Raw genomic sequence first — 26,488 nt, 5'->3', positions numbered from 1 at the left:
GCAATCTGTGGACCGGGCGCGAGAGCGACCGCGCCGGCGCCGTGTGCCGCTTTTGCGACACCGATTTCGTCGGCACCGACGGCGAGGGCGGCGGCAAGTTCGCGCAGGCGGTCGATTTGGCCGCGCGCATCGACGGCCTCTGGCCCGCCGCCTACCCGGCCCGCAAATATGCCGTGTTCACGGGCGGCGAGCCGCTGTTGCAGCTCGACGCCGCCCTGATCGCCGCCATGCACGCGGCCGGCTTCACGATCGCGATCGAGACCAACGGCACGCTGCCGGTGCCGGCCGGGGTCGACTGGATCTGCGTGAGCCCGAAGATGGGTTCCACCCTGGTGGTGCACAAGGGCGATGAGATCAAGGTCGTCATTCCGCAGACCGGGCAGGACCTGCGCGCCTATGAGCATCTTGATTTCGAGCATTTTTTTGTGCAGCCGATGGACGGCCCGCTGGCCCAATTCAACACGCGCCTGGCGATCGAGACCTGCAAACGCAATCCCAGGTGGAACCTGAGCCTGCAGACCCACAAACTTTTACACATACCTTAAGCCCAGGCACCCATGCTAACGATCACACGCAAGCTCGAATTCGACACCGGCCACCGGATTCCCGACCACAAAAGCCAGTGCCGCAACCTGCACGGCCACCGCTACACCCTGGAGATCACCCTGACCGGGGCCGTGATCGAAGTCGAGGGCAACTCCGACAACGGCATGATCATGGATTTTTCCGACATCAAGGCGCTGGCCAAGGAGCATCTAGTCGACATCTGGGACCACGCCTTCATCGTCTACGAAAAGGATGACAAGGTGCGTGAATTCCTCGCCTCGCTGCCGGGCCACAAGACGGTCGTGATCGACCGCATCCCCACGGTCGAGAACCTGGCGCAGGTGGCGTTCGGCATCCTGAAGGCGGCCTACAGTGACCGCTTTGGTACCGGGCTGCGCCTGCACAAGCTGGTGCTGCACGAGACGCCCAATTGCTGGGCCGAGATCACCGATGCCTGACCAGCGCTTCATGGCGCTCGCGCTCGAGCAGGCGCAGCTGGCCTGGGAGCAGGGCGAGGTGCCGGTCGGCGCGGTCGTGGTGTGCGACGGCGAAGTCATCGCCGTCGGCCGCAACGCGCCCATCGGCAGCCACGACCCGACCGCGCACGCCGAGATCGTCGCCCTGCGCGCCGCTGCGGCCAGGCTGGGCAACTACCGCCTGCCCGGATGCGAGTTGTACGTCACGCTCGAGCCGTGCGCGATGTGCGCGGGGGCGATGATGCACGCGCGCATCGCGCGCGTGGTCTATGGCGCCACCGATCCCAAGACCGGCGCCTGCGGCTCGGTGCTCAATCTGTTCGACCAGGAGAAACTCAACCACCACGCCGAGCTGGTCGGCGGGGTGCTGGCCGAGGAGGCCGGCGGCATGCTCAAGCGCTTCTTCGCGCAGCGGCGCGCGGCGGCGCGCCCGCCGCCGCCGCCGGTGTGAGGGCGGGGCGGGACCGGCGCGGCCAAAAATGGTATGCTATTTAGACCATAAAGATATAAGCGGGCCATGCGGCGCCTTGTTCCGGCGCGCAATGGCGACAGGAGACCAGCTTGCCACGCAACATGACCAAACCTACTATCGAAGAAACCGCACCCGGCCTGGTTCGCCTCGCGCTCGAAATGCGCGCGCCCTGGGAGCTCGGCGTCGCGCTCGCCTCGCTGCCCTTCATGCGCGGCGCCCCCGCCGGCGACGGCCACCCGGTGCTGGTGTTTCCGGGCCTCGCCGCCGGCGACATGACCACCGCCGTGATGCGCCGCTTCCTGCAGGGGCAGGGCTACCAGGCCTACGCCTGGGAGCAGGGCCTCAATTTCGGGCCGCGCCCGGGCGTGCTCGAGGCCTGCGTGGAGCGCGTCAAGCAGTTGCGCGCCGAGCACGGCTGCCGCGTCAGCCTGGTCGGCTGGAGCCTGGGCGGCGTCTACGCGCGCGAAATCGCCAAAATGCTGCCCAAGGACGTGCGCCTGGTCATCACGCTCGGCTCGCCCTTCACGGGCAACCCCAAGGCGACCAACGCCTGGCGCGTCTACCGGCTCGTGTCGGGCGAGAAGGAAATCGACCAGGCGCGCTTCGACGCGCTGCGCGTCGCGCCCAAGGTGCCGACCACCTCGATCTTCAGCCGCAGCGACGGCGTGGTGGCCTGGCAATGCAGCGTCGAGCAGGAGACCGCCAAGTCCGAGAACATCGAGGTCCAGGCCAGCCACGTCGGCATGGGCATGAACCCGACCGCGCTGTACGCGATCGCCGACCGGCTGGCCCAGCCCGAGGGCAAATGGAAGCGCTTCGACCACACCGCGCACACCGGCCTGAAAAAACTGCTGTTCCTCGACCCGGGCCGCGCGTCCTGGCCCAACCCCTTCTTCGGCTTCTACTGAGGGCCACGCCATGCCCACGCTGACCTCGAACGGCATCGACATCAGCTACCAGGCGAGCGGCGACCCCAAGGGATTGCCGCTGCTGCTGGTCATGGGGCTGGGCATGCAGCTCGTCGCCTGGCCCGACGAGCTGGTCGACGGCCTGGCCGAACTGGGTTTCCATGTGATCCGCTTCGACAACCGCGACAGCGGCCTGTCGACCAAATTCGACGCCGCCGGCATCCCGAGCGTGCCGCTGGCGATCATCAAATCCTTCCTGCGCCTGCCCGTCAAGCCGGTCTACACGCTCGACGACATGGCCGCCGACGCGCTCGGCGTGCTCGACGCGCTGGGCGTGGCGCGGGCCCATGTGGTGGGCGCCTCGATGGGCGGCATGATCGCCCAGACGCTGGCCGCGCGCCACCCCGGGCGCGTGCTGAGCCTGACCTCGATCATGTCGAGCAGCGGCAGGCGCGGCCTGCCGGGGCCGTCGAAGGCGGCGCGCAAGGCCCTGATGCGGCGCACGGCCGGGGCGCGCGACCACGAGGGCCGGGTCGAGGACATGGGCGAAAACATGAGCGAAAACATGTTCCAGATCATGCGCGCGATCGGCAGCCCGGCCTATCCGACCCCGCCGGCCGTGCTGCGCGCGCGCATCGCGCGCGCGATGGGGCGCAATGTCTGCGCCGGCGGCGTGGCGCGCCAGATGCACGCGATCATCGCCCATGGCGACCGCAGCGCGCTGCTCGCAGCGATCCGCGCGCCCACGCTGGTGATCCACGGCGCGGCCGACCCGCTGGTGCCGCCCGCCTGCGGCGTCGACACGGCCGACAAGGTGCCCGGCGCGCGCCTGGTGCTGATCGAGGGCATGGGCCACGATCTGCCGGCCCAGCTGATCGAACGCCTGCTCGCCTTGATAGATGCCCATGCGCACGGTAATATGTCGCCAGACTCCACCCTGCGGCTATTCGAAAAACAGTGATCACAAAGAAAATCGGCATTGCCATCGTCGCGCCGAGCGGCTACGCGCGCGGCGACGAAGCGATCGAGCGGGGCATCGCGCGGCTCGGCGCGCGCGGCTTCAGCGTACACAACTACTACGACCCGGACCAGGTGTTCGAGCGTTTCGGCGGCACCGACCAGGCCCGCCTGGAGCAACTGGCCGCCGCCGCCGCCAACCCCGCGGTGCGGATCGTGATGGCGCTGCGCGGCGGCTACGGCCTGACGCGCCTGCTGCCGCACATCAACTTCGAGGCGATGGCCGCCAGCGGCAAGATCTTCGTCGGCTTCAGCGACTTCACCGCCTTCCAGATGGCGCTGCTGGCGCGCACCGGCGCCGGCAGCATGACCGGGCCGATGTTCTTCGGCGACTTCGGCGCGCCGCTCGAGCCGGTCGACTTCACGCTCGAGAGCTTTTGGCGCTGCCTGGCCGGTCCGACCCACCAGATACTGACGGACACGCTGGGCAACCCCGAGCTCGAAACCGAGGGCAAGATCTGGGGCGGCAACCTGGCGATGCTCGTGTCGCTGCTCGGCACCCCGTATTTTCCCCATGTCGAGCAGGGCATCTTGTTCGTCGAGGACGTCAACGAACATCCCTACCGGGTCGAACGCATGCTCTTGCAACTGCACCAGGCCGGCGTGCTGGCGCGCCAGCGCGCGCTGATCCTCGGCGACTTCTCCTCCTACCAGCTGAGCCCGGCCGACAACGGCTACGCCTTCGAGACCATGCTCGCCTACCTGCGCGAGACGCTGCCCATCCCGGTGCTTGGCGGCCTCGAATTCGGGCACACGGCGCGCCGCGTGACGATTCCGTTCGGCGCCATGGCGCGCCTGTCGTCCGACGCCACCGGCTTCGCCCTGACCATGCGCGACTATCCGACGCTGCCCCATGACTGAGCCGTTGCCGGGGCAGAGCTACTACCAGGACGGGTCCAAGGCGCCGCGCTACGCGCGGCTCGAGGGCCAGCACGACTGCAACGTGTGCATCATCGGCGGCGGCTTCGCCGGCCTCGGCACCGCCATGTCTTTGATGGAGCGCGGCGAGAAAAACATGATCGTGCTCGAGGCCGAGAGCATCGGCTTTGGCGCCTCGGGCCTGAACGGCGGCTTCGTGTTCGGCGGTTTTTCGCTCGGCGAGCGCAGCGTGGTCGACGCGGTCGGGCCGGCCGAGGGGCGCAAGCTGTACCAGCTCACGGTCGACGCGGTCGAACACATAAGGCGCCGCATCGCGCGCTACGGCATCGAGTGCGAGGCGCGCCACGAGGGCATCTACCTGGCCAACTGGTTCGACGACGAGCGCATCCTCGACCAGCGCCGGCGCTTCATGGCCGACAGCATGGGCGTCGAGTGGCAGCGCGTGGGCCGCGCCGAGCTGGCCGAAAAACTCGCGACCAAACGCTATTTCGGCGGCTTGTTCGAGCCCGACGCCTTCCATTTCCATCCGCTCAAATACGCGCGCGGGCTGGCGCGCGCGCTCGACGATGTCGGCATCGGCGTCCACGAGCGCAGCAAGGTGGTGCGCATCGCGCCCGACGGCGGGGGCTGGCTGGTCAAGACCGCGCGCGGCCAGGTGCGCGCGCGCGAACTGGTGGTGTGCTGCGGCGGCTATATCGAGCGGCTCTATCCGCGCCTGGCGAGCGCGGTGCTGCCGATCGCCACCTATGTGATGGTGACCGAGCCGCTCGGCGAGCGCCTGGGCACCGCCGTGCGCACCGGCGCGGCCGTCTACGACACCCGTTTCGCGTTCGACTATTACCGTCCGCTGGCCGACACCCGGCTGCTGTGGGGCGGGCGCATCTCGATCCGCGCGCGCGGCGCCGGCGAGGTCGCGCGCATGCTGTACCAGGACATGCTCAAGGTCTATCCGCAGCTCGCGGGCACCCGGGTCGACTACGCCTGGAGCGGCATGATGAGTTACGGCCGCCACAAGATGCCGCAGATCGGGCGCCTGCCCGAGGGCCTGTGGTACGGCATGGGTTTCGGCGGCCACGGCGTCGGGCCGACCACGCTGGCCGGCGAGGTGCTGGCCGCCGCGATGCGCGGCGACCGCGTCGACCTGGCCCGTTTCGCGCCCTGGGGCCTGCCCTCGACGGGCGGCGCGGCCGGCCTCTACGCGGCCCAGCTGGCCTACTGGTACTACGAGTTGCGAGACTGGATGCGGCAGTAGGATGGCGCCCGCCGCGCGCCTCGAGCGCATCGACACCCTGCGCGGGATCGCCGTGTTCGGCATCTTGCTGGTCAACGTGTGGGCGATGGTCCACGGCGCCTCCAGCTACCGTTACGGGGTGCAGGCGGCCGCCGCGCCCCTGTTCGACCAGCTGGTCATCCTCCTGACCGCCGCCTTTGCCGAGGCCAAGTTCTATCCGATCTTCTCGTTCCTGTTCGGCGCCGGCTTCGCGCTGCAGACGCGCTCGCTTTGGCGCGCGCTGGGCGACTGGGCCGGCGCCAAGGCGCTCTACCGGCGCCGGCTCGGCTGGCTGCTCGGGTGCGGACTGGCGCATGGATTCCTGGTCTGGTTCGGCGACATCCTCGCGGCCTACGCGGTGACGGGTTTTCTGGTGCTGGGACTGGCGGGGAGCCGCCTGCGCACGGTGCGCACCTGCCTGCGCTGGCTGCTTGTCGGCAATCTGGGCTTGCTCTTCATCGTCTTGCTGCCGACGCTGGGCCTGGACGGGGCCGACCTGCGCGCCGAGATCAACCTGGCCCTGGCCGACATGGCCACCTATACGACGGGTGGATGGCCCGAAGCCTTCGCCCTGCGGGCGCGGGACTATGCGGTTTCCTTGTTCGGCATGTTGTTCATCGTGCCGGAACTGGCGCTGCTGTTCCTGCTCGGCGTGATGGCGGTGCGGCTTGGCTACCTGACCCGGCCGGCGCGCCACCGGGCCTTCTGGCGCAAGGTCCAGAGGATCGGTCTCGGTGTCGGCCTTCCCGTCAATCTGCTGTGGGGCTTCGTCGCGCTCGGCGACGCGCGCGCGCCGCAGGCGGCCGGCGCGGCCGGGTGGGCGATGGCGGTGGCGCTGCCCTGGTTCGGGCCGCTGCTCGCGGCCGGCTACGTGGCCACCGTCATGCTCGCGCGCCGGGCCGGGCTCGCGCGCTGGCTCGCGCCGGTCGGGCGCATGGCGCTGAGCAACTACCTGATGCAGTCGGTGCTCGGCGTCGCGCTGCTGCAGGGCGTCGGCCTCGGGCTGGGCGCGCGCCTGCCATACGCGGGCCTGTTCATGTATTGCCTGTGCGTCATGGCGCTGCAGGCGGGCTGGAGCCACTGGTGGCTGGCGCGCCACGCGCAGGGGCCGGTCGAGGCGCTGTGGCGCCGCCACACCATGGCCGGGATCGGGCGGCGGCCCTGAATTTGGGGGCGATCCGGCCGTGTGCACCGCACAATGGTAAAATAGTCGGTTAAATCTTCGCTTTTAAGGGCTTCGTCCGTGTTATCTACCGCAAACATCACAATGCAATTTGGCGCCAAACCACTGTTCGAGAACATCTCGGTCAAGTTTGGCGACGGCAACCGCTATGGCCTGATCGGCGCCAACGGTTGCGGCAAGTCGACCTTCATGAAAATCCTCGGCGGCGACCTCGACCCGTCGGGCGGCACCGTGATGCTCGACCCCAACGAACGGCTGGGCAAGTTGCGCCAGGACCAGTTCGGCTTCGAGGACCGCCGCGTGCTCGACGTCGTCATGATGGGCCACACCGAGTTGTGGAACGCCATCTCCGAGCGCGACGCCATCTACGCCAATCCCGAGGCGACCGACGACGACTACATGCACGCGGCCGAGCTCGAGAGCAAGGTCGCCGAGTACGACGGCTACTCGGCCGAGGCGCGCGCGGGCGAATTGCTGCTCGGCGCGGGCGTGTCGATCGACCAGCACCAAGGCCTCATGAGCGCGGTCGCGCCGGGCTGGAAGCTGCGCGTGCTGCTGGCCCAGGCCCTGTTCTCGAACCCGGACATCCTGCTGCTCGACGAGCCGACCAACAACCTCGACATCAACACCATCCGCTGGCTCGAGGACGTGCTCAACGAGCGCGATTCGACCATGATCATCATCTCCCACGACCGCCACTTCCTCAACCAGGTCTGCACCCACGTGGCCGACATGGACTACGGCACGCTCAAGATCTATCCGGGCAACTACGACGAGTACATGTTCGCCTCGACCCAGGCGCGCAACCAGCAACTGTCGAACAACGCCAAGGCCAAGGAAAAAGTGGCCGAGCTGCAAGACTTCGTGCGCCGCTTCGCCGCCAACAAGTCGAAGGCGCGCCAGGCGACCTCGCGCGCCAAGCAGATCGAGAAGATCAAGGTCGACGACATCAAGCCGTCCTCACGCGCCTATCCGTTCGTCCGCTTCGACGGCGAGAAGAAGCTGCACCGTCTGGCCGTCGAGGTCGAGGGTATCTCGAAGAAATACGACCGCCAGTTGTTCAAGAACTTCAACATCATGGTCGAGGCCGGCGAGCGGGTGGCCATCATCGGCGCCAACGGCGCCGGCAAGACCACGCTGCTACGTTCGATCGGCGGCGATCTGTGCGGCCTGCAGCCCGACAGCGGGCGCGTCAAGTGGGCCGAGAACGCCAACGTCGGCTATATGCCGCAAGATCCAACCGAAGAGTTCGCAACCGACCTGGTGCTGACCGACTGGATCGGCCGCTGGACCAAGGAGGGCGGCGACGACCAGGCCGTGCGTTCGATCCTCGGACGCCTGCTGTTCGGCGGAGATGACGTCAAGAAGTCCGTCAATGTGCTCTCGGGCGGCGAAAAGGGCCGCATGATGTACGGCAAGCTGATGCTCGGCCGCCACAACGTGCTGCTCATGGACGAGCCGACCAACCACATGGACATGGAATCGATCGAGTCGCTCAACATCGCGCTTGAAAAATACGCCGGCACGCTGATCTTCGTCTCGCACGACCGCGAATTCGTCTCCTCGCTGGCCACGCGCGTGCTCGAGATCAAGGAAAATGAAATCGTCGACTTCCGCGGCAACTACGAAGACTATCTGAAGAGCCAGGGCATCGACTAAGAGGCTGAGAGTCTTTCGATCATGCCCGCTCAGCACGCCAGAAAGCGCCAGTTCGTCGTTGCAAATGCTCGCCATAGCCCGCTATGGCTGTGCTTTGCGCCTCGATCTGCCGCTTTCTGGCGCGCTGCTCGGACACGCCCGAAAAACTCTCAGCCTCTGATTCCCGCAACATCCACCTTTTAGACGAGACAGGCTGCCCATGAAAATCCTACCAATCATGCCCGTCGAGTACGAGCGTCCCGAGGGCGATGGCAGTTGCACCGCCAAAGCCTGGGCGCGCGCGCCGGCGGCGCCCTCGGCGGCCGAAAAAACGGTCCTCAAGGAGCGCATCCGGCGCCTGCTCAAGGAGCGCGGGGCCGTGCTCGTGGCGCACTATTATGTCGACGGCGAGCTGCAGGACCTGGCCGAGGAGACCGGCGGCTGCGTCTCGGACTCGCTCGAGATGGCCCGTTTCGGGCGCGACCACCCGGCCAAGACGCTGGTCGTGGCCGGCGTGCGTTTCATGGGCGAGACCGCCAAGATCCTCAGCCCGGAGAAGACCATCCTGATGCCGGACCTGGACGCGACCTGTTCGCTCGACCTTGGCTGCCCGGCCGACGAGTTCGCCGCGTTCTGCGACGCCCATCCCGACCGCACCGTGGTCGTGTACGCCAACACAAGCGCGGCCGTCAAGGCGCGCGCCGACTGGATGGTGACCTCGTCGATCGGCCTCGACATCGTGGCCCACCTGCACGCGCAGGGCAAAAAAATCCTGTGGGCGCCGGACAAGCATCTGGGTTCCTACATCCAGAAGAAAACCGGCGCCGACATGTTGCTGTGGCAGGGTTCGTGCATCGTGCACGACGAGTTCAAGGGCATTGAACTCGACCTGCTCAAGGCCGAGCATCCCGAAGCGAGGGTGCTGGTGCACCCGGAGTCGCCGGCCAATGTGGTGGCGCTGGCCGACGTGGTCGGCTCGACCACGCAACTGATCAACGCGGCCGTGTCGATGGCCGCGACGACCTTCATCGTGGCCACCGACAACGGCATCCTGCACAAGATGCGCGCGGCAGCGCCCGGCAAACGCTTCATCGAGGCGCCCACCGCCGGCAACAGCGCGACCTGCAAGAGCTGCGCGCATTGCCCGTGGATGGCGATGAACGGCCTGCAGAACCTGGCCGACGTGCTCGAAGGCATCGGCAACGCCGGCGCGAACGAGATCCACGTCGACCCCGAGGTGGGCAGGCTGGCCGTGCGCGCGATCGACCGCATGCTCGATTTCGCCGCCGCCAAAAAAGCCAAGGCCCTGCCGTCCGGCGGGCTCGAGAAGGAAGCGACCTTGTTTTCGGGAGTGGGGCCAGCATGATCACCAATTTACGCAATCCCCATAAGGATTTCGACGCCGCGTTGCAAAAGGCGTTCGAGGGCAATCTGCTGGCCGCCTTGCTCGAGGATGTCGGCAACGGCGACCTGACGGGCAAGCTGGTGCCCAACGACACGGTCGTGAGTGCGCGCGTGCTCGTGCGCGAGGAGGCCGTGCTGTGCGGCGCGCCGTGGTTTGAAGCCGTCATGGGCGCGCTCGACCAGCAGGTCGAGATCGACTGGCGCTACGCCGAGGGCGAGCTGATGCAGGCCGACACCGTCGTTTGCATGATCAAGGGCGGGCCGCGCGCCTTGCTCACGGCCGAACGCAGCGCGCTCAATTTTTTGCAATTGCTGTCAGGGGTCGCGACGGCCACGCGCAAGTATGTCGACGTCATCGCCGGCACCAAGGCGGCCATCCTGGACACGCGCAAGACCCTGCCGGGCCTGCGGCTCGCGCAAAAGTACGCGGTGCGGGTCGGCGGCGGGAAGAACCAGCGCCTCGCGCTGTATGACGGCATCCTCATCAAAGAAAACCATATCGCCGCTGCGGGCGGCGTGACCTTGGCGGTGCGGGCGGCGCAGGCCCTCGACGCCGGCGTCTCGATCCAGGTCGAGGTCGAGAACCTTGAGCAATTGGGCGAAGCGCTGGCCGCCGGCGCGACCTCGGTGCTGCTCGATAACTTCAGCCTTGCGCTGATGCGCGAGGCGGTCGCTCTCAACGCGGGACGCGCGCTGCTCGAGGCGTCCGGCGGCGTGAACATGGACAGCGTGCGCGCGATCGCCGAGACCGGGGTCGACCGGATCTCGGTCGGTGCCCTGACCAAGGACGTGCGCGCGACGGATTACTCGCTGCGCATTGTCGGCTAAATTCCCGGGCACGGCTGTGGCCGCGGCGATATGATCATGCCGCGGCCCGGCTTGCGGCGGGCTTGTTGGCGGCGCCTTGCCCGCCGGAGCGCGCGAACCGACAATGATTCCAAGATCGGTGATGCGACGCCGATCCAGTGCCTTGTTTCAATCACCTCGCCCAGCACGCCCCCTACAACAATCCCGCCACGGGGTGGATCGCTGTGAGTAGTGCAGTCTAGCCGCCACTAAGCTTTGACGGGCCCCTGGTACCAGGGTTAGAAGCCGAGCACGGTTGGCATCAGGGCGTGGTAGACCGCCGCGCCGACGGCACGGTTGGCAAGGCCGCTTAGGATGCGTGCGTCCGCTGGAGCAACGCCAGCACCGCACAGAACGCCATCGACAACACCGACATCGCGCAGGCGACCAGCAGGCCCGAGCTTGGTGACGGGGTAAAGCATGCCCTGAGGCCGGGACTTCCCTGATCTCCTATTTCGATATCGCATCTATCACTTTTGCACCCGCTGGTCGACAAATATAAGCTTGCTGGTTTCGAAACCGAGCGCCTGCGCCTTGGCGACCAGCCTTTGCTGTGTTACCGGGTCCATGGTGGGGGTGCGCGAGAGCAGCCACAGATACGATTTGTCGGGTCCGCTGACGAGCGAATAGCTGTAGTTTTCGTGGTCGAGGTCGAAGATGACGTAGGCGCCGTAGAACGGGCCGAAAAAAGAGACCTTGAGATAACCCACGTCGGCCTGGTCGACGAAGTAGGCCTTGCCGCTCGCGTCTTTCCATTTTGAATCTTCGGCCTTGTAGCCGCGGTTGAGTACCTTCAGGCCGCCGTCTTCGCGCAGGCTGTACTCGGCCGTTACCTGGCTCAGGCCGCGCTCGAAGGAATGGTCGAGCCGGGCGATCTCGTACCATTTGCCAAGGTATTTAGCCGTTTCAAAATTCTTGACCGGGGTGATGTTGTCCGGCTTGGAAACACATGCCCCGAGCAGCAGGGCGAACAAGATGATCAGTTTTTTCATTGGGGTGCGCCTGCCTTTTGTTGAGCTCGCACCAGTGTAGCTGAAAGCGCCATATTGCTACGCCCCCGACGCCGCTTGGGCCATCTGTTGGGCGCGGCCCGGCTGGAACGGGGGCGGCGCTTCGGGCGGGCCGGCCTGCGACGACAGTTCGTCGATGGCGGCGATGATGTCGTCGGGCGTGGCGTAGTGGATCATGTGGCCCGTGCCCGGCTCGAGGTGCAGATCGCTGCCCGGGACTTGCTCGTGCAGGCGGCCCGACTGGTGCCCGGCGTCGGCCACGCGATCCTGTTCGCCGGCGATGATTTTCACGGGTACGGCCAGTTCCGGATAGTGCTTCTTGAGCATCATGGCGGCTGGCACCATCATCGCCGCCTCGGCGGCGCTGGCGCGCAACTGCGACGGGCGCAGCACCATCCACACGGGCAGGCGGCGGAACCGTTCTGGCAACGACAGCGGGCCGAACATCTTCTTGATCACGGACGGCCACATGAGCCGCCCCACCAGCGGCGACAGCGTGAAGCGCATCAGGTCGCCGATGATCGGGATCGCCGGTTGTGCCAGCAGGGGAACGTCGAGCCGCAGTGTCGGGAAGTAGTAGCCCGAAAGCAGCACGAGGCCGCGCACGTGGGCCGGTTGCGCGATCGCCATCGCGACGGCGACCAGCGTGCCCCATGAGTGGCCGAGCACGATGGGGGCCTCGACCCCGATTTGCCCGAGCGCCTTGTGCAGCAGATTGGCTTGCGCGACCGGGGTCCAGATGGTGCTGCGCGGCCGCTCGCTGTAGCCGTAGCCGGGGCGGTCGAAGAGGATCACGCGGTATTTCCGGGCGGCGCGTTCGACCAGGCCGCAGAGCTCGAAATCATTGGCGAGCACGCCGTTGCCGTGGAGGAGCACAAGCGCGGGCCCCCGCCCGAATTCGAGATAGTGCAGGCGGACGCCGTCGACCTCGATGAACTTGCCCCGGGGGGGATTGTTGCGCTCGGCCTTGGCGGTTTGCCTGCGCACGACCAGGAACGCCGCGCCAAGCGCGGCGGCGCCTATAAGAAGGGGCGTGGCGACGCCGCGCCGGGCGGGGGACGAATTGCTGATGCGCGCTGCCTTGGCCACGATCTCACTCCTGAAATTGCTCACTCAGGTATGACCATGCCGGGGTTTTTGAAGTTCGCGCGCGACGACGCGCCGCGACCGGGCTTTGCGAAAACGCTAATGCGCGCGCATGACGCGCGCGAGCATCGGCAACACGTCCTCGGCGCCGGCCGCGAGCTTGAGTTCAAGCAGGTCGTCGGCGCGCGTCCAGCCCAGATTGACGGCCGCGATCGGCTTGCCCGAGGCCGCCGCCATGCGGCAGAAGCGGAAACCCGAGAACACGGCCAGCGAGGAACCGACCACCAGCAGCGCGTCGGCGCGCTCGATCTGAGCCAGCGCGCGGGCGGTGCGGTCGGCTGGCACGCCGTCGCCGAAAAACACGACGTCGGGCTTGAGCGTGCCGGCGCAATAGATGCAATCTGGCACGTTGAAATCGTCGAGCGCCCCCGGTTCGAGCTGGGCGTCGCCGTCGGGCGCGGGCAGGGCGCCGGTGCCCGCCGGCGCCGGATTGGCGCGCTCGAGCTGGGTCTGGACGAAGGCGCGCGGGAATTGCGCATGGCAATCGAGGCAGACCACGGCGTGGATGTTGCCGTGCAGCTCGGTCAGGCTGACGCTGCCGGCGCGCTGGTGCAGGCCGTCGACGTTCTGGGTGATCAGCGAGGCGATCGCGCCGTCGGATTCGAGTTCGGCCAGCGCGTGGTGGCCCGCGTTCGGCCGGGCCTGCTCGAGCAGGGGCCAGCCGACCATGCTGCGCGCCCAGTAGCGCTTGCGCACCGCCGCGTGCCGGCGGAAGTCGGGGCCCTGGATCGGCGCCGCGCCGCGCCGCGCGCCGTCCCTGTCGCGGTAATCGGGGATGCCCGACGCCGTGCTCAGGCCGGCGCCGGTCAATACCAGCACCTGCCGGTGGCGTCCGAGAAAGGCGGCCAGTCTTTGCACCCCGTCGATTCCGTCTGAGCGATCAAGCATTGTCTTCCTCCGCGATGCTCGATCGTATCACCGGCGCGCCGATGCCGCAGCCATCCCGGATCGCTACGTGGCGCGCGGGGCGGAGGCGGCGATCCCGGCCACGATCATGGCGAACGCGAGCATATGGTAAAGGTGGGGCAATTCGCCGAGGAAGGCCGAGGACATGAGGGCGGCGAACAGCGGGGTCAGATTCGTGAAGAAGGCACCGGTGCCGGGGCCGGCGCGGCGCACGCCCTCGCCCCAGCAGCCCATGGCGATCACGGCCGGGCCGACGGCCACATACAACAACGCGGCCGCCAGCGCCCAGCTCCACTCGACGTGGGCGGAGCCGGCCGCCCATTCGGCGCCCGTGAACAGGCCCGACCACAGCACCCCGTAGCCGACCTGCGCCAGCAGGAAGGCGGCCCAGTCGGCGCGGATCTGTTGCGGCTCGCGCGTCCCGGCCAGCATCCAGCTGTAGAACGAGAATGAGATGGTGGCCAGGATCATGTACAGGTCGCCGGCGACGAGGCGCAGCGCGAGCAATTGTTGCCAGTCGCCACGGCACAGCACGAGCAGCACGCCGGCGACGGAGAGCAGGGCGCCGAGCACCTGCCTGCGGCCAATGCCGGCGCCGAAGAACAGCGCGCCGACGAGCAGCATCCAGACCGGCATGCCGGCCGCGACGAGCGTGACGTTGATGGGTGTGGAGGTTCGCAGCGCCAGGTATTGGAGCGAGTTGTAGAGGCCGATGCTGAGCAGGCCCAGCATGCAGAGGCGGCGCCAGTGGGTCAGCCAACCGCTGCCCGGACGCAGCAGCGCGCGTCCGAGCGGGAGCAGGATCAGCAGCGCGAGCGACCAGCGCAGCAGGTTCAGGGTCATCGGCGAGACGGCGTCGCGCACGAGGCGGCCGACGACGGCGTTGCCCGCCCACAGCAAGGGCGGCACAGTCAGCAGCAGGACCGTCGACGGCGTCAATGAAACGTTTCTCAATCGTGGCCCAAGCAAAATCGTTAAATGTTCACAATCGGGGTCAGACCCCGGTTGCGAAATGTTTCGCGGGCGCACTTGTACGCGCTCTGCGCCGCATGTTCGCGTCGCAATGTTCCGCTATCGGGGTCTGACCCCGATTGTTAAATGTTTGCAATCGGGGGCTTGGGAAACTAGCGGCGCGGCGGGGTCAGCACGCTGGGCAGCGCCTTCGGCAGCGTGTCCGGGTAGTCGCGGCTGAAGTGCAGGCCGCGGCTTTCGTGGCGCGACAACGCGCTCGTGACGATCAGCGAGGCGACGTCGACCAGGTTGCGCAACTCGAGCAGGTCGTGCGTGATGCGGAAGTTGCGGTAGTACTCGTCGATCTCCTCCTTGAGCAGCGCGATCCGGTGCTGGGCCCGCTCGAGCCGCTTGGTCGTGCGCACGATCCCCACGTAGTTCCACATGAAGCGGCGCAACTCGTCCCAGTTGTGGGCGATCACCACCTCCTCGTCGGCGTTGGTGACCCGGCTCTCGTCCCAGGCCGGCAGCGCCGGCGTCTCGGCGCGCGCCTCGCCGGCGATGTAGTGCGCGCACGCGCGCCCGATCACGAGGCATTCGAGCAGCGAGTTGCTGGCCAGCCGGTTGGCGCCGTGCAACCCCGTGCAGGCCGTCTCGCCGACCGCGTACAGGCCGGGGATGTCGGTGCGCCCGTCGAGGTCGGTGACGATGCCGCCGCACGTGAAATGCACCGCCGGCACCACGGGAATCGGCTCCTTCGTGATGTCGATGCCGAGCTCGAGGCAGCGCGCGTAGATCGTCGGGAAGTGTTCGATGAGGAATTCGGCGCTCTGGTGGCTGATGTCGAGCTGCACGTAGTCGAGCCCGCGCTTCTTCATCTCGAAGTCGATCGCGCGCGCGACCACGTCGCGCGGGGCCAGTTCGCCGCGCTCGTCGTACATCGGCATGAAGCGGGTGCCGGCCGCCGCGCCCGCCTCGGGCGGCAGCTTGAGCAGGCCGCCCTCGCCGCGGATCGCCTCGGTGATCAGGAACGATTTGGCGTACGGGTGGTACAGGCAGGTCGGATGGAACTGGATGAACTCCATGTTCGAGACGCGGCAGCCGGCGCGCCAGGCCATCGCGATGCCGTCGCCGGTGGCGGTGTCGGGATTGGTGGTGTACAGGTAGACCTTGCCGGCGCCGCCGGTGGCCATGACGGTGTGCTCGGCCTCGAAGGTGAGCACCTCGCCGCTTTTCACATTCTGCACGTACAGGCCGCAACAGCGCGGCTGGCTCGGGCTGTGCGGCGCGCCCGCGTGCACCTTGCCGCCGGCCAGTTTGTCGGAGGTGATCACGTCGATCGCGCAGTGGTGCTCGAACAGGCTGATGTTCGGGTGCGCGCGCACCTTCTGTTCGAGCGTGACCTGCACCGCGTGGCCGGTGGCGTCGGCCGCGTGGATGATCCGGCGCGCGCTGTGCCCGCCCTCGCGCGTCAGGTGGAATCCCATCTCGGCGCTCGGGTCGCGCGTGAACGGCACGCCCTGCTCGATCAGCCATTCGATCGCCTCGCGCCCGTGCTCGACGATGTAGCGCGTGGCCGCCTCGTCGCACAGGCCGCCGCCGGCGACCAGGGTGTCGTTGATGTGCTCGGCGTGGCTGTCGCTTGAATCGAGCACGGCGGCGATGCCGCCCTGGGCCCAGTTGCTCGCCCCGTCGAGCAGCGCCCGCTTGGAGATGATGGCGACGGTGCGCGTTTGCGCCAGGTGCAGGGCGACCGACAATCCGGCCAGGCCGCTGCCGACAATAGCGACGTCAAATTTCATGGCATGAATATTGTTTTGTAAGGAGGCATCACTATAGTCTATTTGCAATGGGAATGTCCGCGAAGGCTTAAACGGCCGTGGCCGCTTGTCGCCAATCAATGACTGTTTTGCAATAGTCATCCATGATGAAGTCGTCGTTCCTGCGCTTGCGCACGGGACAGGCGTGACTTTGCGGAGGGGCCGTGATACGCATTTTTAATCATTATGTTTCAAAAATGGCGTTCATCCTGCTGCTTCTGGAGTTGCTGATGCTGCTCGCCTCGGCCAGCCTGGCGTCGGCGCTGTGGGTCTCGGACGCACAGGGGAGGTTTCGGGCCGACAATTTGTATCTGTCCTCGCTCACCTTCGCGCTCGTCATCATCTTCAGCATGAGCGCGCTCGGCATGTACCAGCATAGCGCGAAGGAGGGCATCCGCACCACCCTGATCCGCATCATGCCCTCGTTCGCGCTCGGCTTCGGGCTGCTCAGCGCGCTGATCGCGATCCGGCCCGAGTTCTATTTCGGCCGCGGCATCAGCAGCGTCATCTTCGCCCTCGGCGCGGCCGGCGTGGTGCTCACGCGGCTGGTGGTGTTCAAGTCGGCCGAGTCGGCGCTGCTCGAGGCGCGCGTCATTTTCATCGGCAGCGGGGCGCTCGCGCGCGAGTGCATCGACCTGGCCGGCAGCAAATTCGGCCTCCACCAGTTCAATGTGGTCGGTTGCGTGCCGATTCCGGGCGAGGAGAACTGCGTGGCCGAGGCCGACCTGCTCCCGCTCGGCGAGACGCTGCTGGTCATGGCGCAAAAATACGAGGCCAGCGAGATCGTGGTCACGGTGTCGAACCGGCGCAGCAGCTTTTTTCCGAACCGCCAATTGCTCGAATGCGCGCTCGGCGGCGTCAAGGTGGTCGACGCGGCCACCTTCTTCGAGCGCGAGGCCTGCCAGATCCGCATCGATTCGCTCCAGCCGAGCTATCTGATTTTCGGCGGCGGCTTCGACCAGAGCTTCCTGCGCGCGAGCTCGAAGCGCATCTTCGATCTGCTCGCGAGCACCTTCATCACCATCGCCACCGCGCCCGTGATGCTCGTCACCGCCGCCTGCATCGCGTGCGAGGACGGCGCGCCCGTGTTCTACCAGCAGGAGCGGGTGGGGCGCAACGGGCGCATCTTCAAGGTGCTCAAGTTCCGCAGCATGCGGCGCGACGCCGAAAAGGGTGGCACGCCGACCTGGGCCTCGGCCAACGATCCGCGCGTCACGCGCGTCGGGCGCCTGATCCGCAAATTGCGCATCGACGAGTTGCCGCAGATGCTCAATGTCCTCAGGGGCGACATGAGTTTCGTCGGGCCGCGCCCCGAGCGCGCCTATTTCGTCGAGCAGCTCAATGCCGAAGTGCCCTACTACAACGTGCGCCACAGCATCAAGCCGGGCGTGACGGGGCTGGCGCAGGTGCGCTACCAGTACGGCGCCTCGGTCGGCGACGCCATCGAGAAACTGCAGTACGACCTTTACTACGTCAAGAACAACAGCCTGTTCCTCGATCTGCTGATCCTGATCGACACCGTGCAGGTGGTCGTGTTCGGCAAGGGCAGCCGCTGATGCAGGCCGTCGTCCTCGGTTTCAGCCATGGCATTGCCGCCCTCGGTTTCCTGATGCTGTTTTTGGTGCTGGCCGGACGCTGGCGCGCGCGCGTGCACGCCGCCGCGCTGGCGCTGGCCTGCCTGGTCAGCGCGTTGTGGAGCGGCGCGCTGGCCTCGGGCCTGGGCGCCATCGCCGGCGCGCCGCTCGAAACGGTGCGCACCTGCGGGTGGGCGGCGCTGCTGCTGATGCTGATCGGGCCGGCGCGCGCGCGCTGGAAGCTCTGCCTCGGCCTGATCCTGGCGCTGGGCGCGGCCAGCCTGGGCGGCGGCCCGCCGATGGCGGTCATCGGCGCGCGCCTGATGCTGTCGGTGCTCGGCATGCTGCTCGTCGAGCAGCTCTACCGCAACACGCCGGTGGCCGAGCGCTGGGCCATCAAGTTCGCCTGCATCGGCGTCGGCGCCTTGTTCGGCTACGATTTTTTCCTCTACAGCGACGCCGCGCTGTTTAGCCGGATCAACCCCGAAATCGACGCCGCGCGCGGCATCGCCAACGCGCTCACCGTGCCGCTCTTGGCCGTTTCGGCCGCGCGCAACCCGGCCTGGGCCAGCGGCATGGCGCTCTCGCGCCGGCTCATGTTCCACTCGGCCGCCCTGATCGGCTCGGCCATCTACCTGCTGGCGATGGCGCTGAGCGCCTACTACCTGCGCTTCATCGGCGGCGACTGGGGCCGCGTCATGCAGTTCGCGTTCCTGTGCGGCGCCTGCATCGTGCTGGCCGGGGTGCTGTTCTCGGGCGCCTTGCGCGCGCGCCTGAAGGTGATGATCAACAAGCACCTGTACACCAGCCGCTTCGACTACCGCGAGGAGTGGTGGCGCTTCACGCGGGTGCTGTCCGAGGATGGCCCCGACCTCAACTTGCGCGCCATCGCTGCCGTGGCGGGGCTGGTCGAGAGCCCGGCCGGCGCCCTGTGGCTGCGGCGCGACGGCGACATGTGCGAGGCGGCGGGCGCCTGGAACATGCCATCGCAGTCGCAGGGGGTCGATGTCAACGGCGATTTTTTCGCCTTCATCGAATCGCGCCAGTGGGTCGTCGACGCGGCCGGCGAGGCGCGCGCCAATCCGCATCCGCCGCTTCCGGGCGCGCTGCTGGCGGTGCCCGATTTGTGGGTGGTGGTGCCCCTGACCCTGCACGGACGCCTGTTCGGGCTGGTCGCGCTGGCGCGTCCGCGCGCGCCGCTCGCGCTCAACTGGGAGGTCACCGACGTGCTCAAGATCGCCGGCAGCCAGGCCGCCAGTTATCTGGCGCACCGCGAATCGCTCAACAGCCTTTTGGTGGCGCGCCAGTTCGAGTCCTTCAACCGCGTGTCGACCTTCATCGTGCACGACCTGAAGAACCTGGTGTGCCAGTTCTCGCTGCTGCTGGCCAACGCCGACAAGCATAAACACAATCCGGAGTTCCAGGCCGACGTGCTTGGCACGCTCGACCACTCGGTGCGCAAGATGCAGACATTGCTGCAAAAGTTGGGCCGCGGCGACCCGGACGACGCCTCGCAGCCGCAACGCCTCGCGCGCCTGCTCGAGCAGGCGGTGGAGGCCAAGTCGCTGGCCGAGCCGCGCCCGGCGCTGGTGGTGCGCGATCCGGCCCTGTTCGTGCTGGCGCACCGGGGCCGGCTCGAGCGCGTCCTCGGGCACCTGATCCAGAACGCGATCGAGGCCACCTCGCGCCATGGCGAGGTGGCGGTGCGCCTGCTGCGCGAGGGCGACTGCGCCGTCGTCGAGGTGGCCGACACGGGCCTGGGCATGAGCGCCGGCTTCATGCGCGAGGGCCTGTTCAAGCCTTTTGTGACGACCAAGACGGCCGGCATGGGCATCGGCGTGTTCGAGAGCCGTGAATACATTCGCGAACTTGGCGGCGAGCTGCAGGTGGCCAGCGCCGAGTCGGAGGGCACGACGTTCCGTGTGATCTTACCGCTGCACGACATGAGGGAGGCACTCGATGGGCAAGAAGAAGTTGCTGGTCATTGAGGACGACCCGGGCCTGCAAAAGCAGCTGCGCTGGAGCTTTGACGCCTACGAGGTGGTGGTGGCCGGCGACCGCGAGACGGCGCTGGCGCAGATGCGGCGCCACCAGCCGGCGGTGGTGACGATGGACTTGGGTCTGCCGCCCGACCCGGAAGGCGCGGCCGAAGGCCTGGCCACGCTGCAGCAGATGCTCCAGCATGCGCCCGAGACCAAGGTGATCATATTGTCGGGCAACCAGGAGCGCGCGCACGCCCTCAAAGCGATCGCGATGGGCGCCTACGACTTCCACCAGAAGCCGTGCGAGCCCGAAATGCTGGCCCTGGTGGTCGAACGCGCCTTCTACCTGCACGCGATGCAGCAGGAGAACCGGCGCATGCTGCAGATCGAGGCGGATTCGCCGCTGGCCGGCTTCATCACGCGCGACCCCGGCATGCTGCGCCTGTGCCGCAGCGTCGAGAAGGTGGCGCCGTCGTCGGCCACCGTCATGCTGCTGGGCGACTCCGGCAGCGGCAAGGAGTTGATCGCGCGCGCGCTGCACAAGATGAGCGGGCGCCAGGACAAGCGCTTCGTGGCGATCAACTGCGCCGCGATTCCGGAGACGCTGCTCGAGAGCGAACTGTTCGGCCACGAGAAGGGCGCCTTCACCGGCGCCGGCCAGCAGACCCTGGGCAAGATCGAGATGGCCAACGGCGGCACCTTCTTCCTCGATGAGATCGGCGACATGGCGATGGCGCTGCAGGCCAAGCTGCTGCGCTTTTTGCAGGAGCGCGTCATCGAACGGGTGGGCGGGCGCACCGAGATACCGATCGACGTGCGCATCGTGTGCGCCACCCATCAGGACCTGCGCGAGCTGGTGCGGCAGGGGCGCTTCCGCGAGGACCTGTTCTACCGGCTCAGCGAAATCGTGCTCGCGATCGCCCCCTTGCGCGAGCGCGTGGGCGACTGCGCGCTGCTGGCGCACTACTTCAAGAACCGCTTCTGCGCCGCCGAGGGCCGGCCTTCGATGGGCTTCAACGAGGAGGCGCTGTTGGCCATCGAGCAGTACGGCTGGCCGGGCAACGTGCGCGAAATGGAGAACTGCATCAAGCGCGCGGTGATCATGTCGGACGGCCCGCAGATCGGCGCGGCCGACCTCGGGCTGCCGCTGGCCCAGTCGGAGGCGACGCTGAACCTGCGCCAGGTGCGCGACGCTGCCGAATACAAGGTCATGGTGATGGCGCTGGCGCGGGCCGACGCCAACATCGTCAAGGCGGCCGAGCTGCTCGGCGTGAGCCGGCCCACCCTGTACGACCTGATGAACCATCACGGCATAAAGACCTAAGCTGGTTCGTGGCACGCCGCTTCGATGTCGTGCCCGTCAGGGCCGCGCACGAAGCCGCCGTGGCAATTCGGGTGGTGGTGCGGGCGCGGGCCGGGCGCGCCGTTGTCCGCGCCGCCGGCGGCGTGGTGGAGCGCGTCTACCATCAAGCGTTGGGCGACCCGGATGGCGACGTGGACCGGCGGCTTGTTCGGACTTCCCGAGCTGATCCAGAAGTCGGGCTTGGGCGCCTCGCCGAAGCCGGCGACATCGGCATGCCCGGTGACCGAGGCGGCGATCTCGAGCAGCATCGCGTAGCCGATCGGTTCGAACGCCGCCAGGTAAAACGCTTTTCTTCTTTCGATGTCGGAGACGACAACGCCGGTGTGGTCGATCATACTGTGCCGCTCCTGGCCTGGTTCGGGATGAGCGCCAGCAGGTCGGTGACGCCGACCTCGTGGCCGGCCTGGGAAAGCATGGTCGACAGCTGGCCGCGGTGGTGGGTTTGGTGCTTGAAGAAAAGCATGATGAGGCTGAAAAACCGCCTGTCGCCGACAACGCCCCCGCTGTTTGTGTAGTTGAGTATGACGCCAAGGTGGTCGTCGGCGATCGACGCCGCCCAGTCGCGGGGGGATTAAATTATATATCACAATTGCCGGGCCGGTTCGTCGGCTTTCCACTGGCCCGCCTGCACCAGCTTGTTCTTCAAGCCCTGCAGGGGGAAACCGCGCCGGTAGGCCTCGTGCGCGTGCTTGCGGGCCTGTTCGAAGTCCTTCTTCTTGAGCAGCAGAAGGCCGAGGTTGTAATGCGTGGTGGCGTTGGCCGGGTCGAGCCGCAGGGCTTCGCGCATCTGATCGAGCGCCGGCTCGGCGCGCCCCATGGTCAGCAGGTAGCTGCCGTAGATGGTGCGCACGGCGGCGTCTCCCGGCGCGAAACGCATGGCCCGGTCGAAGTAGCAATCGACCGAATGGCGCGCCCCCGCCGGTTTGGGCCGCTTTTCGCGCTGGCTCAGCCGCGCCATCGCGGCCAGCGCGCGGTGGTGGTTGGGGAAGCGCTCGAGCGTGTAGCCGATGTCGGCGCCAAGGCCGTCGGAGACGCCGCGCCGCAGCGCCTCGACCTCGGCCGTGAAGTGGAACGACTCGACCACGGCCAGCTTGCCGCTGTCGGCGGCGTTGGTGTAGTCGCCGCCGGCTTCGTTGGCCACCAGGGGCCCGCAGGTCGCGCCCACCGCGCCGCCCAGGATCAAAGCGAGGATCATGATGCCACCGTGATGCGGTCGAACAGCTGTGCCAGTTCGGCGGTCCGGGCCGCGCGCGACTGGGCGGCGACGATGGCGGCACTGGCGACCGGCGCCGCGCCGCCGCCGGCCAGGCGCATGAAGAGCAGCAACGCGGGCGCGATGGCGTTGGCCGAGTCGAGCGCGGCGATGGTGTCGATGCCGCAGGCGCGCAGTTTGCCCGCAGTGTCGCCGGCGGCGTCGGTCAGGGCCAGGATCGGGCGCCGCGCGCGCAGGTATTCGTACAGCTTGGCCGGGATCTGGGCGTTGCAGTTGGCCGCCTGCAGCAGCAGCAGGCCGTCGGCCGCCTGCATTTCGGCCAGCGCCTCGCGGTACGGCAGCGCGCCCCCGAGCTCGACGATGCCCCCGAGCCGGTGGCGCGCGATCATGGGCATCAGTACTTCGTCGTGTCCGCTGGCGCGCAGCAGCACGCGCAGCGTGCCGGGCGCGATGCGGCCCGCGTCGCGTAGCGTCGCGAGCGCGCAGAACAGCGCGCCGGGGTCGCGCTCGCTCGGATAGACCAGCCCGCTGTGCAGCAGCGTGAAGGGGGCGCCGGCCCGCGCCTGCTGCGGCGCCGGCGCGAAGCTGTCCTCGTTGTAGCCGTTCTCGATCAGCTCGAAGCGCGCCTCGGGCGCCGCCGGAAAGCGCGCGCGGCAGGCCGCCAGCGCGCCGGGGGTGGTGCACACCACGGCCGCGCCGCGGGCCACCGCGCGCGACTCGATCCAGCAGTGCAGGCGGCGCGTGCGCGGATCGGCCGGGTAGCCGTCCTCGATCATCGGATCGCGCTGGTCGGCCACCCATGGCAAGCCGCTCATGCGCTGCACGCTCAGCCCCACCAGGTGCGCGGTGGCGATCGGGTAGGTGCTCCAGATCGCGCTGGGCCGGTGGCGCCGGATCATGCGCAGCGCCGCCGGCACCGCGCTTAGCCACCAGCTCGACCAGCGGTCGGGCAGCGCGAGCAGCCCGGGGTAGCGCCCCCTGACGGCGAGGTCGCGCCCGGCGTCGAGCGAGAAGCTGCGCTGCACGGTGCAGCCGCCCTCGGCCAGTTGGTCGTCGCCGGTGGCGAGGTAGGCGCGCGGGTTGACCGACAGCACCAGCGGCTCCCAGCCGTGGCGCGGCAGGCCGCGCGCGAAGGTGAGGGTGCGCTGGATGCCGCTGCCGCCCCGCATCGGCGGATAGTGGAACGCGATCATGAGCACGCGCTTCACCATGAGATGACCCAGTTGGCGCTGATGTCGGCCACCTCGTCGCGCCACTTGCGGCAGGCGAAGGTGTGGTTGGCGCCGGCGATGTCGACGCGCCGCACCGGCAGCTCGGTCTCGGCCATGAGGTCGGAGAACTCGCGCGCGCTCAGGTCGTCTCCGCTGAGCACCACCAGCACCTGGCCGCCATAGCCGGCCAGCGTGTCGCTCACGCGCTGCGGCAGTGAGACCGAGCGTTCGGTGCTGGCGAGCCGGATCTGCTGGCTCAGCGAGGCGGCGCTGGCGCCGAAATCGAAATTTCCGGTGGCGACCTTTTTCCAAAACTCGCGCTCGCCCAGCCGCCCCAGGTAGTAGTGGCGCAGGTTGACGCGGGCGGCGCCCTCGGGCGAGCGGACCCACGGGTTGACCAGCACCAGCCCGCGCACACGCGCGTCGGTGACGGCGTAGAACACGGCGGCGGTGGCGCCGTCGCACAGGCCCCAGATGACCAATTCTTTCATTTCTGGCACCTGTCTGAAATATTCTTTCACGGCCGCCCCGATGTCGTCGTTGATGGTGTCGAAGCTGCGCGGATCGCCCTCGCTGTCGCCCATGCCGCGCTGGTCGAAGCGCATCACCGGCACGCCGCGCGCCGACAGCGTGCGCGCCAACAGGGTGAATTGGCGGTGGCTGCCGACCCGGTACTGGGGGCCGCCGGTGACGATCAGGACGCCGCGCGCGAGCGGGCGCTCGGGCACGTCGACGATGCCGACCAGGCCGTACCCCTGGCAGAAGAAGCGCAGCGCCCTTTGAACGACGTTCATTTCGACTCCCGCGCGAACACGGCACAGGTGGCGGCCAGCAGGGCCGGGCATTCGGCGATCTCGGCCGTGCTCCAGAACGGCGCGCCGGCCACCGGATGGTAGTGCAGCGCCACGCCGCCAGGGGCCCAGCAGGCGGCCAGGCGCTGGGCGGCGGCCGCCAGTTTTTCGGTCGCCGGCGCGCCGCAGGCGAACCAGTGCACGGTGCATGGCGGCAGCCTCAGGTTGGCCGCGTCGATCGCGTCGATCGAGCGCACCAGTTCGGCCGAGACCTCGTAGCCGGCCACCTCGATGGTGCCGCGCGCGGTCAGCTCGGCGCGCAGCGCCGCGTTGCCGCCCGCCGCCAGCTGCTCCATGGCGGGGTCCTCGTCGAGCATGTAGGCGGCCATGCGCAGGCGCAGGAACTGGTTGATGCAGGTGCGCCCGCTCAGGTAGGGCTGCCACAGGATGATGCCGGCCACCTGCGTGGTGCACGCGTAGTCGAGCGCGAGCAGGCCGCCCAGGCGCAGGCCCCACAGGTGGACCGGGCCGCCGTTGCGCTTGGTGAGCCACTGGTGGGCGACGCCGAGGTCGCGCCGCCAGAGCTCCCAGCGCGCCGCGCTGAAGTCGCCGCAGCTGTCGCCGCAGCCGAACAGGTCGATCTGCAGCACCGCGAAGCCCATCGCGGCGAAGGCGCGCGCCTGCAGCGCCGCCATCCGGCGCGACTTGTTGAGCTCTTCGGCGAACGGGTGGACGTACAGGATCGCGCCGCGCGCGGCCACCTGCGCGTTGGGCGCGTGGTACAGGCTGAAACGGGTGCCCGGCTCCGAATCGAAGAAAAACGGCTCCACGTGCGGCGTGGACGACATCGTTGGGTTCATGATCGGTCTCCGGTTCGAAACAACGCTTCAGGTGAGCGAGGTCAGCTTCTCTTGCACAAAGGCGGCCAGCGATCCCACCGTGGCGAAGTGGCGGGCGCAGATTTCGTCGTCCCCGACGTCGATCCCGAACTGGTCCTCGAGCGCGGCGATCAGGCCGATCACGGCCATCGAGTCGAGTTCGGGCACGCTGCCCATCAGGGCCGAAGCGGCGTCGAAACCGGCCGTGTCGATGCCCAGCGCGTCGGCGAGGATGCGTTTTACGTGGTCGAGGTGCTGCATGGCGGCTCCAGTCTCAGATGGGGGAACGAGGCCGGTCCGCGCGACAGGTGCACGTAGGGCGAAATTGTGGCGGCCATCCATTGCCAGCTGCCGCAGCAGATGAACACGGCGCCGCCCAGCTCAAGCGCGCCGAGCCGCCTGTGGGCCGCCAGCGAGGCCGCGTTGAAGGCCGATATGCGGCTGCACGACCAGCGCACGCCGCGCGCGGCGAGCAGGCCGTTGGCCGTGTCCCACAGGCGCGCGAACGCGAAGCCGAGCTGGTGCTCGCGCAGCACCTGGACGTCGAAGTCCCAGCCGGCGCGCGCGGGCGCCGGCATGAAGCGCGCGCGCACCTCGTCCTCCTGGTACGGCGCGAGCGTGAACCATAAAAATCCGAGCAGCTCGCCGGCGCGGAAGGCGCCCAGGCAGCGCGCGCCCTGGGCGTAGCGCTGCGCCAGCACGGCGGCGGGGCGGGCCATCGCGGCCGGGGTCTCGCCGGCGCCCAGTTCGCGCACCTCGATCGCGCGCCCGCGCCCGCGGCACAGCGGTTCGCGCGCCACCGCCTGCGCCATGAACCGGTATTTGAAGACCTGCCAGCGTCCGCCGCTGAGCCGGAAAAACAAAACGGAAAGCGCGTACCAGGCACCGTTGTACCAGCCGATCTGCCTTACTGTCTGATGCACGCGACTTTTCATCCCGATTCCTTGATTGCGCAATCGTGTCAATTAGACACCCCAAAAATTGCCCCATGTTGATAAGCCGCA

At 67.9% G+C, this 26,488-nt stretch carries 28 protein-coding genes; 14 read left to right on the top strand and 14 right to left on the bottom strand.

Annotation, left to right across the window (positions count from 1 at the left end; translation table 11 throughout):
- The 11 genes from queE to nadC all read left to right on the top strand — a co-directional run.
- A partial coding sequence (queE, locus tag C7C56_RS14585; protein WP_106758103.1) for a 7-carboxy-7-deazaguanine synthase occupies positions 1-545 on the top strand: 545 nt, incomplete at its 5' end.
- A gap of 12 nt (positions 546-557) precedes the next feature.
- Positions 558-1,004, top strand: coding sequence for a 6-carboxytetrahydropterin synthase QueD (gene queD, locus C7C56_RS14580; protein WP_106758102.1), 447 nt, complete (start codon positions 558-560; stop codon positions 1,002-1,004).
- On the top strand, positions 997-1,473 hold the full coding sequence (tadA, locus tag C7C56_RS14575) for a tRNA adenosine(34) deaminase TadA (protein WP_106758101.1): 477 nt from the start codon (positions 997-999) through the stop codon (positions 1,471-1,473). Before queD ends, tadA begins: the two co-directional genes overlap by 8 nt.
- 122 nt (positions 1,474-1,595) lie before the next feature.
- On the top strand, positions 1,596-2,402 hold the full coding sequence (locus C7C56_RS14570; RefSeq protein WP_106758100.1) for an esterase/lipase family protein: 807 nt from the start codon (positions 1,596-1,598) through the stop codon (positions 2,400-2,402).
- A 10-nt stretch (positions 2,403-2,412) separates the two neighbouring features.
- Positions 2,413-3,363 carry an alpha/beta fold hydrolase gene (locus C7C56_RS14565; protein WP_106758099.1) on the top strand — a complete coding sequence of 317 codons (951 nt, stop codon included), beginning with the start codon at positions 2,413-2,415 and terminating at the stop codon, positions 3,361-3,363.
- A complete protein-coding gene (gene ldcA, locus C7C56_RS14560; protein ID WP_106758098.1) occupies positions 3,360-4,280 on the top strand; it encodes a muramoyltetrapeptide carboxypeptidase in 921 nt (306 codons plus the stop codon). Before C7C56_RS14565 ends, ldcA begins: the two co-directional genes overlap by 4 nt.
- On the top strand, positions 4,273-5,550 hold the full coding sequence (locus C7C56_RS14555) for an NAD(P)/FAD-dependent oxidoreductase (RefSeq protein WP_106758097.1): 1,278 nt from the start codon (positions 4,273-4,275) through the stop codon (positions 5,548-5,550). The genes ldcA and C7C56_RS14555 overlap by 8 nt, the downstream gene beginning before the upstream one ends.
- A gap of 1 nt (position 5,551) precedes the next feature.
- Positions 5,552-6,733: a DUF418 domain-containing protein gene (locus C7C56_RS14550; RefSeq protein ID WP_106758096.1), complete on the top strand. Its 1,182-nt coding sequence runs from the start codon at positions 5,552-5,554 to the stop codon at positions 6,731-6,733.
- Positions 6,734-6,811: 78 nt separating this feature from the next.
- Positions 6,812-8,410, top strand: coding sequence for an ABC-F family ATPase (locus tag C7C56_RS14545; protein WP_106758095.1), 1,599 nt, complete (start codon positions 6,812-6,814; stop codon positions 8,408-8,410).
- Positions 8,411-8,609: 199 nt separating this feature from the next.
- Positions 8,610-9,755, top strand: coding sequence for a quinolinate synthase NadA (gene nadA / locus C7C56_RS14540; protein WP_106758094.1), 1,146 nt, complete (start codon positions 8,610-8,612; stop codon positions 9,753-9,755).
- Positions 9,752-10,621, top strand: coding sequence for a carboxylating nicotinate-nucleotide diphosphorylase (gene nadC, locus C7C56_RS14535; RefSeq protein WP_106758093.1), 870 nt, complete (start codon positions 9,752-9,754; stop codon positions 10,619-10,621). The genes nadA and nadC overlap by 4 nt, the downstream gene beginning before the upstream one ends.
- Before the next feature lie 257 nt (positions 10,622-10,878).
- Here nadC and C7C56_RS14530 read toward each other — a convergent pair whose 3' ends face one another.
- The 6 genes from C7C56_RS14530 to nadB all read right to left on the bottom strand — a co-directional run bounded on the left by C7C56_RS14530 (position 10,879) and on the right by nadB (position 16,454).
- Positions 10,879-11,061 carry a hypothetical protein gene (locus tag C7C56_RS14530; protein ID WP_106758092.1) on the bottom strand — a complete coding sequence of 61 codons (183 nt, stop codon included), beginning with the start codon at positions 11,059-11,061 and terminating at the stop codon, positions 10,879-10,881.
- 48 nt (positions 11,062-11,109) lie between these two features.
- Positions 11,110-11,631: a lipocalin family protein gene (locus C7C56_RS14525; protein WP_106758091.1), complete on the bottom strand. Its 522-nt coding sequence runs from the start codon at positions 11,629-11,631 to the stop codon at positions 11,110-11,112.
- 57 nt (positions 11,632-11,688) lie between these two features.
- Positions 11,689-12,738 carry an alpha/beta fold hydrolase gene (locus tag C7C56_RS14520; RefSeq protein WP_229458783.1) on the bottom strand — a complete coding sequence of 350 codons (1,050 nt, stop codon included), beginning with the start codon at positions 12,736-12,738 and terminating at the stop codon, positions 11,689-11,691.
- 96 nt (positions 12,739-12,834) lie between these two features.
- Entirely contained in the window at positions 12,835-13,683 is an 849-nt protein-coding gene (locus C7C56_RS14515) for an NAD-dependent protein deacetylase (protein WP_106758090.1), read from the bottom strand.
- A gap of 63 nt (positions 13,684-13,746) precedes the next feature.
- Entirely contained in the window at positions 13,747-14,640 is an 894-nt protein-coding gene (locus C7C56_RS14510; RefSeq protein ID WP_106758089.1) for a DMT family transporter, read from the bottom strand.
- Between the two features lie 185 nt (positions 14,641-14,825).
- Positions 14,826-16,454 (bottom strand): L-aspartate oxidase, encoded by a 1,629-nt coding sequence (gene nadB, locus C7C56_RS14505; RefSeq protein WP_106758088.1) that lies wholly within the window; start codon positions 16,452-16,454, stop codon positions 14,826-14,828.
- A gap of 215 nt (positions 16,455-16,669) precedes the next feature.
- Between nadB and C7C56_RS14500 the strand changes: the two genes are divergently transcribed.
- Genes C7C56_RS14500 through prsR form a run of 3 tightly spaced genes read left to right on the top strand, consistent with a single transcriptional unit; the run spans position 16,670 to position 21,352 of the window.
- Positions 16,670-18,028: a TIGR03013 family XrtA/PEP-CTERM system glycosyltransferase gene (locus C7C56_RS14500; protein ID WP_229458782.1), complete on the top strand. Its 1,359-nt coding sequence runs from the start codon at positions 16,670-16,672 to the stop codon at positions 18,026-18,028.
- The gene (gene prsK / locus C7C56_RS14495; RefSeq protein ID WP_106758086.1) at positions 18,028-20,034 is read left to right on the top strand and encodes an XrtA/PEP-CTERM system histidine kinase PrsK; all 2,007 of its coding nucleotides are present in this window, start codon (positions 18,028-18,030) and stop codon (positions 20,032-20,034) included. Before C7C56_RS14500 ends, prsK begins: the two co-directional genes overlap by 1 nt.
- Positions 20,006-21,352, top strand: a complete 1,347-nt coding sequence (gene prsR / locus C7C56_RS14490; protein ID WP_106758085.1) for a PEP-CTERM-box response regulator transcription factor — start codon at positions 20,006-20,008, stop codon at positions 21,350-21,352. The genes prsK and prsR overlap by 29 nt, the downstream gene beginning before the upstream one ends.
- Here prsR and C7C56_RS14485 read toward each other — a convergent pair.
- From C7C56_RS14485 to C7C56_RS14450, 8 genes are all read right to left on the bottom strand, one after another.
- A complete protein-coding gene (locus tag C7C56_RS14485; RefSeq protein WP_106758084.1) occupies positions 21,349-21,726 on the bottom strand; it encodes a VOC family protein in 378 nt (125 codons plus the stop codon). The two genes, prsR and C7C56_RS14485, sit on opposite strands and share 4 nt — an antisense overlap.
- Entirely contained in the window at positions 21,723-21,854 is a 132-nt protein-coding gene (locus tag C7C56_RS29925; RefSeq protein WP_229458781.1) for a DinB family protein, read from the bottom strand. Before C7C56_RS29925 ends, C7C56_RS14485 begins: the two co-directional genes overlap by 4 nt.
- 120 nt (positions 21,855-21,974) lie before the next feature.
- Positions 21,975-22,586: a tetratricopeptide repeat protein gene (locus C7C56_RS14475; protein WP_106758082.1), complete on the bottom strand. Its 612-nt coding sequence runs from the start codon at positions 22,584-22,586 to the stop codon at positions 21,975-21,977.
- Positions 22,583-23,815 carry a glycosyltransferase gene (locus C7C56_RS14470; RefSeq protein WP_106758081.1) on the bottom strand — a complete coding sequence of 411 codons (1,233 nt, stop codon included), beginning with the start codon at positions 23,813-23,815 and terminating at the stop codon, positions 22,583-22,585. The genes C7C56_RS14475 and C7C56_RS14470 overlap by 4 nt, the downstream gene beginning before the upstream one ends.
- Complete coding sequence (locus C7C56_RS14465) at positions 23,809-24,609, bottom strand: hydrolase 1, exosortase A system-associated (RefSeq protein WP_106758080.1); 801 nt, start codon at positions 24,607-24,609, stop codon at positions 23,809-23,811. The genes C7C56_RS14470 and C7C56_RS14465 overlap by 7 nt, the downstream gene beginning before the upstream one ends.
- The gene (locus C7C56_RS14460; protein WP_229458780.1) at positions 24,606-25,466 is read right to left on the bottom strand and encodes a hydrolase 2, exosortase A system-associated; all 861 of its coding nucleotides are present in this window, start codon (positions 25,464-25,466) and stop codon (positions 24,606-24,608) included. Before C7C56_RS14460 ends, C7C56_RS14465 begins: the two co-directional genes overlap by 4 nt.
- Positions 25,467-25,493: 27 nt before the next feature.
- Positions 25,494-25,745, bottom strand: a complete 252-nt coding sequence (locus C7C56_RS14455; RefSeq protein WP_106758078.1) for an acyl carrier protein — start codon at positions 25,743-25,745, stop codon at positions 25,494-25,496.
- Positions 25,724-26,407 (bottom strand): GNAT family N-acetyltransferase, encoded by a 684-nt coding sequence (locus tag C7C56_RS14450; RefSeq protein WP_229458779.1) that lies wholly within the window; start codon positions 26,405-26,407, stop codon positions 25,724-25,726. The genes C7C56_RS14455 and C7C56_RS14450 overlap by 22 nt, the downstream gene beginning before the upstream one ends.
- Positions 26,408-26,488: the final 81 nt, after the last annotated feature.

The organism is Massilia glaciei (assembly GCF_003011895.2).
Lineage (GTDB): Bacteria > Pseudomonadota > Gammaproteobacteria > Burkholderiales > Burkholderiaceae_D > Telluria_A > Telluria_A glaciei.
Note: the sequence above shows the minus strand (reverse complement) of the source record. Positions and strands in the feature narration are given on the sequence as shown.

Excerpts from the sequence above, each read along its gene's own strand:
- queD (WP_106758102.1), top strand. The coding sequence starts at position 558 with ATGCTAACGATCACACGCAAGCTCGAATTCGACACCGGCCACCGGATT.
- tadA (WP_106758101.1), top strand. The coding sequence starts at position 997 with ATGCCTGACCAGCGCTTCATGGCGCTCGCGCTCGAGCAGGCGCAGCTG.
- C7C56_RS14570 (WP_106758100.1), top strand. The coding sequence starts at position 1,596 with ATGACCAAACCTACTATCGAAGAAACCGCACCCGGCCTGGTTCGCCTC.
- C7C56_RS14565 (WP_106758099.1), top strand. The coding sequence starts at position 2,413 with ATGCCCACGCTGACCTCGAACGGCATCGACATCAGCTACCAGGCGAGC.
- C7C56_RS14555 (WP_106758097.1), top strand. The coding sequence starts at position 4,273 with ATGACTGAGCCGTTGCCGGGGCAGAGCTACTACCAGGACGGGTCCAAG.
- C7C56_RS14550 (WP_106758096.1), top strand. The coding sequence starts at position 5,552 with ATGGCGCCCGCCGCGCGCCTCGAGCGCATCGACACCCTGCGCGGGATC.
- nadA (WP_106758094.1), top strand. The coding sequence starts at position 8,610 with ATGAAAATCCTACCAATCATGCCCGTCGAGTACGAGCGTCCCGAGGGC.
- nadC (WP_106758093.1), top strand. The coding sequence starts at position 9,752 with ATGATCACCAATTTACGCAATCCCCATAAGGATTTCGACGCCGCGTTG.
- C7C56_RS14530 (WP_106758092.1), bottom strand. The coding sequence starts at position 11,061 with ATGCTTTACCCCGTCACCAAGCTCGGGCCTGCTGGTCGCCTGCGCGAT.
- C7C56_RS14525 (WP_106758091.1), bottom strand. The coding sequence starts at position 11,631 with ATGAAAAAACTGATCATCTTGTTCGCCCTGCTGCTCGGGGCATGTGTT.
- C7C56_RS14515 (WP_106758090.1), bottom strand. The coding sequence starts at position 13,683 with ATGCTTGATCGCTCAGACGGAATCGACGGGGTGCAAAGACTGGCCGCC.
- nadB (WP_106758088.1), bottom strand. The coding sequence starts at position 16,454 with ATGAAATTTGACGTCGCTATTGTCGGCAGCGGCCTGGCCGGATTGTCG.
- C7C56_RS14500 (WP_229458782.1), top strand. The coding sequence starts at position 16,670 with ATGGCGTTCATCCTGCTGCTTCTGGAGTTGCTGATGCTGCTCGCCTCG.
- prsK (WP_106758086.1), top strand. The coding sequence starts at position 18,028 with ATGCAGGCCGTCGTCCTCGGTTTCAGCCATGGCATTGCCGCCCTCGGT.
- prsR (WP_106758085.1), top strand. The coding sequence starts at position 20,006 with ATGGGCAAGAAGAAGTTGCTGGTCATTGAGGACGACCCGGGCCTGCAA.
- C7C56_RS14485 (WP_106758084.1), bottom strand. The coding sequence starts at position 21,726 with ATGATCGACCACACCGGCGTTGTCGTCTCCGACATCGAAAGAAGAAAA.
- C7C56_RS29925 (WP_229458781.1), bottom strand. The coding sequence starts at position 21,854 with ATGCTTTTCTTCAAGCACCAAACCCACCACCGCGGCCAGCTGTCGACC.
- C7C56_RS14475 (WP_106758082.1), bottom strand. The coding sequence starts at position 22,586 with ATGATCCTCGCTTTGATCCTGGGCGGCGCGGTGGGCGCGACCTGCGGG.
- C7C56_RS14470 (WP_106758081.1), bottom strand. The coding sequence starts at position 23,815 with ATGGTGAAGCGCGTGCTCATGATCGCGTTCCACTATCCGCCGATGCGG.
- C7C56_RS14465 (WP_106758080.1), bottom strand. The coding sequence starts at position 24,609 with ATGAACGTCGTTCAAAGGGCGCTGCGCTTCTTCTGCCAGGGGTACGGC.
- C7C56_RS14460 (WP_229458780.1), bottom strand. The coding sequence starts at position 25,466 with ATGAACCCAACGATGTCGTCCACGCCGCACGTGGAGCCGTTTTTCTTC.
- C7C56_RS14455 (WP_106758078.1), bottom strand. The coding sequence starts at position 25,745 with ATGCAGCACCTCGACCACGTAAAACGCATCCTCGCCGACGCGCTGGGC.